Source organism: Paenisporosarcina sp. TG20 (assembly GCF_000286315.1).
Taxonomy (GTDB): Bacteria; Bacillota; Bacilli; order Bacillales_A; family Planococcaceae; genus Paenisporosarcina.
On record NZ_ALJG01000177.1, the window covers coordinates 1 to 7230 of the forward strand.

Below are 7230 nucleotides of genomic sequence, written 5' to 3' on the forward strand. Positions count from 1 at the left end.
AAGAAACCGTTTTCAAACAGAACCCCACTGCTTTAGCGGTGGGAGTGTCAGATGAAAAGAGTTTGTGAGACCAAATATATGCATTAAATGCTAGTCTTTATATACTAAAAACACCATAACCACAGGGTTCATGAAATTAAACTATCAAAAAAGCCAGTCACTCTCAATACGAGTGACTGGCTTTTCTAATGATTTTTTTAAGGTTTGGAAATTTTCATTTTTTTTGCTTCATTTGACAATGATTTGTACAAGGATAACATCATTAGAACCATAATAAAGGAGAACGGGAAGGCTGCAACGATCAGCATGCTTTGCAGTGCGCCTAAACCTTCTGAAGACAATAATATGACTGCAATGGATGATTGTGCAAGACCCCATATCACCTTGACTATGTTTGATGGATTTAAAGACCCATTGGTTGTTTGCATACCTAACACAAATGTTGCTGAATCTGCAGATGTTATAAAGAACGTACTAATTAAAACAACAGCGATAATGGACAACAACATTGACAATGGCATTTCATTAAAAACGGCAAACAATGTTTCTTCCGTTTTTAAATCTAAAGCAGTTAAATCCTTTACTTTGTCTTGTATATTGATTGCAGTTGTTCCGAAAGCGGAAAACCAGAAGAAACTTACAATTGACGGAATCATTAATACTCCGATTAAGAATTCTCTAATGGTACGGCCTTTGGATACACGGGCAATAAAAATTCCCACAAATGGCGACCAAGAAATCCACCATGCCCAATAGAAAATCGTCCAACCATTAATCCATTCTCGATTTCCCACATTAAGAGGTGCAGCACTAAAGCTCATTTGAACGATATTTTGTACATACCTTCCAAGTGTGTCTGTGAACATATTGAAAATTAGTACTGTAGGCCCAAGAATGACGACTAATGCCAACAGAGATACAGCTAATATCATATTAATATTGGATAAATATTTAATTCCCTTACTTAATCCGGACCATGCCGAGATTAGAAACAGGACAGTAACTACTGCAATAATGATAACCTGAACACCGAATGCATTCTCGATTCCAAAGATATAAGACAATCCACCGTTAATTTGAATAGCTCCTAAGCCAAGTGTAGTGGCAACGCCTACTACTGTTGCAAAAACAGCAAAGACATCTACTAACACGCCCCAAGGTCCATTCATTTTATCTCCGAAAATCGGTTTTAATGTTGCTGAGATTAATCCAGGTTCTCCTTTGCGGAACTGGAAATAAGCGAGAGCTAAAGCGACAATTGCATAAATAGCCCATGCATGTAATCCCCAATGGAAAAACGTAAAGCGCATGGATTCTCGGAATGCTTCTCTTGTTCCCGGATCTGCAGTTGCTGGACTAATGGCATAATGAGAAAGCGGTTCAGCAGCTCCCCAAAATACAAGTCCGATACCCATTCCTGCAGAGAATAACATGGAGAACCATGTAACTCGAGTATACTCCGGTCGATCTGTATCTTTACCTAAACGGATTTTACCGAAAGGGCTAACAATTATAATTAAAGTGAAGACTACCATAATGGATACAACGCTTAAGTAATACCAACCGAAGCTGGAAGTAATAAATGATTGCATTTTACCAGTAACTAACTCAAAACTCTCTGGTGCAAGTGCACCAAAACCAACTGCTAAAACTACTAGTGCTAAAGCAATCCAAAATACTTTTGTAATATTTTTCATGTTTCCCCCTTGTGTAACTTGGTTTTTATAGGACAATGATTCACAATACGCAACTTTTTAGTCGATGTCAATGACCAGGTTTTATAAGTATGCGTAAGAATAGATTAATTTAATCTCTACTAAAAAAACCATCTAATTATTAATACCTGTTTCTAACGAAGTTTAAACCTTGAAATAATTGGAAGTTAATAATTATCCCAAGGTTCTATATTGTAAATTTTAGTTTTATTGTTTATTTCCAGATTGAAGTGTTCTTAATCTTCATCTTTTACATCAATATCTTCTGGTATCGGCGTGTTATGCCATTCATCTATTTGGCGTTTCACTTCCTCGACTTGTTTCAAGTGATGTTCGAATTGTGATTGATTAATTAAATATTGTTCACCATCATGGACAGATTTAATTCGACCTTCTACAACATATTTACGTACTTGTTGTTCGGGCATACTTAAAAAATCTGCAGTTTCTTCTATTGTTAAATACACGCTCAACACTCCCTCTCTCTTAAGTATAGTTTACGAGTAGGTGTATCTCAATATGTATAAACCCAAATTATTCATGGAATAGATTGGCTGCTAATAATAAACCACAAACTGACTAGGATTCTGAAAACCAAGTTCACTTTTTGGTTTCGTTTTTGTTTTTACCATGATTTCCTCCGGAAATGGACAAATTCATAAAATTAGAAACCTCATGAGGTGGAATTGGACAGACTTCTCCCTTGTTAGAACGCGTTTCACAAAAAATGTTTATATCTGCAGGACTTATTCTATTTTGACTTGTAATCGTTGGATATTTCGTAACGTTTGCCAGAATGCATCTTTGTATAAGCAACTACTACATAATTTGAACGTGATGTAGCGAGAAGATCGTATGACTTTACCCGCAATTTTAATGAGTTGACTGCGTATCGTTTCCATCGTTTGATTTCGTACTTTGTTTGGCAAACAAATTCTTCGGAACCAATTATGGAAATTATAAGCTAACACGGACATTTGGAGACGGATGGCATTTGTTTTTTGAGAATGGCTACTCAACCAATCAAACGCAAAACCATTTTTACCTTCCTTGATAAAGTTCTCCATCGTTCCTCGATTTTGATAGGTCTTTACTATGTTTTTGGCATTGGCAGAAAGACTTGTCACAATAAATGTATAGGTAAATAAGAGTTCATCAGTTGGCTTTTCAAGCTTAATGATGACTCTTCGTTCAGTATGCCAAGATGCAGCTTTATAGTTCATTTCTTGATAAAAGACACAAGGTTTCGATGTGATTTCAAGGTTTTTCGTAATCTGAGCTTCTAGTGCTTGGGCAAACCCATTTAATTTGGCATTCGCTTTTAGGCGAATCACAAAATGCACGTCATATTTTTCACACAATTCATATAACCCTGGAGATGCAAACCCACTATCTCCGCGAATGATGATGGGACAGTGGGGATACAGTTCCTTAAAGTGAATCAGAACAGGCTCCAAAAATTCAACCACGCCATTTGACGTATACACATTTCCACTGCGGAGGACAGCTTTGATACAGTCACCCGTTAGCCCATCAAATAAGAACAAAGGATGAAAACCCATCGTCCGATAATGTGCATTATAAGCGGTATTTTCTTGATTTCCTGTTGTCTCGAAATTAGCAGAATCTATATCGAAGATATAGCCGTCACTTGGCTTCACCAGCTGTACACGATCAAATAAGCATTGGATCGTCTGTTGAAATTGATTAACGGTTTCTTCGTCTACTTTTGAATTTAATCGTGAGATGGTAGGTTGGGAGGCCAATCGTTCTTTTGAAAAAACGCGAAGCATCGTCGGTTCAACTTGAAGGTCATCGGCTGCATTGTCTGTATGATAGCCTGCGAGATGTTGGTACACTTTTTGCATGATGACATCATGATTAGAATGAGTGTGATGAGAGGAAGAATCTGTGATGTTGATTTTTTCTTTAATCATTTTCGTAATGCCCAGTTTCTCATCAAATTCTTTGTATAAAAGCAATCCTGAATCGGACGAGAGATCGCCGCCATCAAAATTAATCTTTACTCTTTTATTGAAATGTAAGCTCGTTTCTTGTACACTTTTCATATGGAACCCCTCATTTTTTGTTTTTTTTGTGGTGATTAAAACATACCAAAATTGAGGGTTCTTTTCACTAAAAAAGTGAAAATAAAAAAGCGAGAGTCTCTTAGAGTGATAAGAGTTTCTCGCTTTTTTGTTCTCTTGTATGAATAATGTAGGATAAAATATGGTAAAGTACATGATAGTTAAAATTTTTTGAGGTGAAATTATGAGAACTGTCATTCCTTACTTACTTGTACTATTAGCTGCAGTGTTATGGGGCACAACTGGAACGGCTCAAATATTTTTGCCACAAGATGCCCAACCCATAACCATTGGTGCATCTCGTTTAGCTCTTGGCGGATTTTCATTATTAATTATTATGCTTCTTATGAAGAAAATTAATTTTAGAACATGGCCTTGGAAAGCTACTATTGTTGCAGCTATATGTATGGCACTATTCCAACCATTGTTTTTTACGTCAGTACGAATTACAGGTATTGCCATAGGAACAGTCGTGGCGATTGGAAGTGCGCCAATTTTCTCAGGACTAATTGAATGGTTATTTTTGAAAATAATACCAACACGAGCTTGGATAGCGGCAACAATTTTGTCCGTTATCGGTTGTATATTATTGTTTATAAATAAAGACGCACTTACAGTGAATCCTTTAGGTGTTTCGCTGTCTTTATTCGCTGGTTTGGGCTTTGCCATTTACGCCATTGTCAGTAAGTCTGTGCTTGCTAAAGTAGAAGCTATTCCAGCAGTGGCAATGACATTTTCAATAAGTGCAATTATGTTAATGCCTTTTTTGTTTATATTTGATAGTACATGGGTCTTGGAACCATCAAACAGTCTCGTCATTTTATATTTGGGCATCATGACGACAAGTATAGCCTACATCTTATTTTTAAAAGGGCTCCAAAAAGTGCCATCTTCATCAGCTGTTACATTATCATTAGGAGAGCCATTAACTGCTGCCTTTTTAGGCGTATTTTTTGTAGGAGAAGTATTGACTCCAGTATCATGGATTGGCGTTTTTCTCCTTTTAGGAGGAATTCTGGTCCTAACTACGAGTGGTAGAAAACGATTAAAACGATTTGAATAAAGTGTAAGTGAATGAGGAACGAGCGAAGTGATAACTTTGCTCGTTCCTTTTTTATGATATACAAAATGTTTTCAAGATTCACTTTTGACCTTGGAGTAGCACTGTCTAGCTCAAACGCCATCGATATGGGGGCAGAAGGACTAAACGTTCGTCTTTCATCCTTCCAGCCCGGCGTCAGGCTTTGCGCTTTTCTTAGTTAGTTGACTTTTGATCATCTAATTATAGGGGTTTCTAACTTATTTAATTGAAAAAGAAGATTTTCCAAGCTGACAACTATAGTAGGGACGTCTGTTTCAGCAAGCATGCGCAGTCAATTTGTAATATAATGGTGATTTTCTGCTGAGTGGACGGAAAGTTATGCTGAGTGGACGAAAAGAGGTCTTGAGTGGATGAAAAGTTATGCTGAGGGGACGAAAAGAGGTCCTGAGTGGATGAAAAGCCAATCTGAGTGGACGAAATGTTCTAAGTGGGCGAAAAGTATAAACTTGCTGCACATTTTTTAAAAACATTAGAATGTATATAAAATTGATGTGCCATGAACCCAGTGTTAAAGAATACGGAGACTAATATTCTAAAACGAATTATCTTTCCGTGATAACTCTAGACTAATCCGATTAATGTGACGAGTTTCCATGCTGTAAATCGAAACTAAAGAACACTGGTTTATATTACATAGGCGTTTGACAGTATGGCTATAACCCATTCTTATGCCAGGTGGCAGAAAGAGACTACCCAACCTTGAAAAATGGAGAAAAAGGCCGAAATAGTATCTTCGGCCGCCACTCTCTAAAGGACCGGGCGTACTTTACCCGGTTTTTTTTATTTCTTATGCATATATATTTTAGCTGTCCCACCTCTTCATGGGTGACTATTGGCCAGGTTGGTTTAAAAAGTACTTAAATTCACTTTGTAACACTGCTAACTATGTTGCTAATTTAATAGTAAAAACAGCTATTTTCTGACGAGCAAAGTGACTATATCACTTTGCTCGTCTTTTTTGTTATTAAATATAAACTTTACAACAAGTTCTTTCGTTAACTAGGTAATGAAAATGAGAGGATGGGATTTTTTATGAACAACAAATTAATAGCTTTAGTTATAGGAGGCATGCTAATTTTAGCTGCATGCGGAGAAGAAACTCAACCAACAAAAGATGAGTCAGTTGAAGAAACAGCTGTTATGCCTGAGGAAAATGTGGGCCAAGAGCAAGTAGAGAAAGATAAAGAGAACGAGAAAGAACCAGAAGAAGAAGAAGCAGAAGCAGAAGAACCAGTTGAAGAAAACACTACGGCTGTGGATGCGGCAAGTGGAGAAGCATCTCCGCTGTTATCAAAAGGGGATATGACTAGCTTTGTCTTTAATGAGACTGGAGAATTCTCGATTTATTGTGAACCACATCCTGTGATGAAAATGACAGTAATTGTAGAAGAAGGTGCTTCAAATTCTGGAGAACTAACACTTGATATTGCAAGTTATGAATTTAGTGAAGATAGTATAACCGTGGCTCCTGGAACAATCATAACATGGACAAATCAAGATTCAGCACAACATAATGTGGCGTTTGAATAAGTAATTTGATTGATAAGAATTATGAGTCCACAGTTGTTGAATTATTAAGAAAAATGAATACATTTCAATTTTAATAAAGTTTGATTTTTCTGTTTCTTTTTACATGAGATTCAGATACGCTTAAGTCATACTGAACATGGGGAGATAAAAAATGGAGACATTAGGGCAATTAAAGTTTGCACGAATCTATACGCAAGGGCGTTTACAATCCATTAAAGAAGAGCAGTGGGACATTCAACCAGAAGGATTTAACAATACAATTCGATGGAATGTTGGACACATTTTCACTACAATGGAGGCATTGGTTCATAGAGGGGTTTCCACATATGAACCCGTTCATCCTGAATGGAGACAATTTTTTTCAGGTGGTACAAAGCCAGCCGATTGGACAGATGAACCTCCTACGAAAGAAGAATTACTAGCTGCTCTAGCAGAACAACCAGCACGTGTTGTAGAATTCTTAACAGGAAAGCTCGATCAAAAATTACCTGATGTTATGAATATTAGAGATATTCATGAAATGTCTACAGTGGAAGGTGTCACACAATTTGTAATTTGGCATGAAGCTGTACACTCAGGAATTATATTTGGATTGAGTAAAGCAACATCTAAAATTCGAGAGTTTAATAGGAGTGGGACTGCCATATAATTCACTAAAATAAAAACAGGTGGAGAAAAACGAGGGCACTGAAAAAGTCCTCTTAGAACATCAATGCGAGTATGGGAACGATTTCGTTCCCATACTCGCATTTTTCTCTTATAGCCGTGGATTTCCTTTCCAGGCAGACGCGTTCCG

Annotated in this window: 6 protein-coding genes; 3 read left to right on the plus strand and 3 right to left on the minus strand. The window is 37.0% G+C overall.

All coding sequences use genetic code 11. The annotated features are described in order from the left end of the window. Window positions 1-197: 197 nt before the first annotated feature. The 3 genes from B371_RS0102750 to B371_RS0102760 form a co-directional block, all read right to left on the minus strand. On the minus strand, window positions 198-1697 hold the full coding sequence (locus B371_RS0102750) for a BCCT family transporter (protein WP_019412788.1): 1500 nt from the start codon (window positions 1695-1697) through the stop codon (window positions 198-200). 254 nt (window positions 1698-1951) lie between these two features. Continuing rightward, entirely contained in the window at window positions 1952-2182 is a 231-nt protein-coding gene (locus B371_RS0102755; protein ID WP_019412789.1) for a helix-turn-helix domain-containing protein, read from the minus strand. Between the two features lie 279 nt (window positions 2183-2461). Next, a complete protein-coding gene (locus B371_RS0102760) occupies window positions 2462-3784 on the minus strand; it encodes an IS1380 family transposase (RefSeq protein ID WP_019412790.1) in 1323 nt (440 codons plus the stop codon). A 202-nt stretch (window positions 3785-3986) separates the two neighbouring features. On the opposite strand from B371_RS0102760, the gene B371_RS0102765 reads away from it, so the two are divergent. From B371_RS0102765 to B371_RS0102780, 3 genes are all read left to right on the plus strand, one after another. Continuing rightward, a complete protein-coding gene (locus tag B371_RS0102765; RefSeq protein WP_019412791.1) occupies window positions 3987-4865 on the plus strand; it encodes an EamA family transporter in 879 nt (292 codons plus the stop codon). A 1071-nt stretch (window positions 4866-5936) separates the two neighbouring features. Further along, window positions 5937-6434, plus strand: coding sequence for a plastocyanin/azurin family copper-binding protein (locus B371_RS0102775; protein WP_019412793.1), 498 nt, complete (start codon window positions 5937-5939; stop codon window positions 6432-6434). A 151-nt stretch (window positions 6435-6585) separates the two neighbouring features. After that, complete coding sequence (locus B371_RS0102780; RefSeq protein WP_019412794.1) at window positions 6586-7083, plus strand: DinB family protein; 498 nt, start codon at window positions 6586-6588, stop codon at window positions 7081-7083. Window positions 7084-7230: the final 147 nt, after the last annotated feature.

Excerpts from the sequence above, each read along its gene's own strand:
- B371_RS0102760 (WP_019412790.1), bottom strand. The coding sequence starts at position 3,784 with ATGAAAAGTGTACAAGAAACGAGCTTACATTTCAATAAAAGAGTAAAG.
- B371_RS0102750 (WP_019412788.1), bottom strand. The coding sequence starts at position 1,697 with ATGAAAAATATTACAAAAGTATTTTGGATTGCTTTAGCACTAGTAGTT.
- B371_RS0102780 (WP_019412794.1), top strand. The coding sequence starts at position 6,586 with ATGGAGACATTAGGGCAATTAAAGTTTGCACGAATCTATACGCAAGGG.
- B371_RS0102765 (WP_019412791.1), top strand. The coding sequence starts at position 3,987 with ATGAGAACTGTCATTCCTTACTTACTTGTACTATTAGCTGCAGTGTTA.
- B371_RS0102775 (WP_019412793.1), top strand. The coding sequence starts at position 5,937 with ATGAACAACAAATTAATAGCTTTAGTTATAGGAGGCATGCTAATTTTA.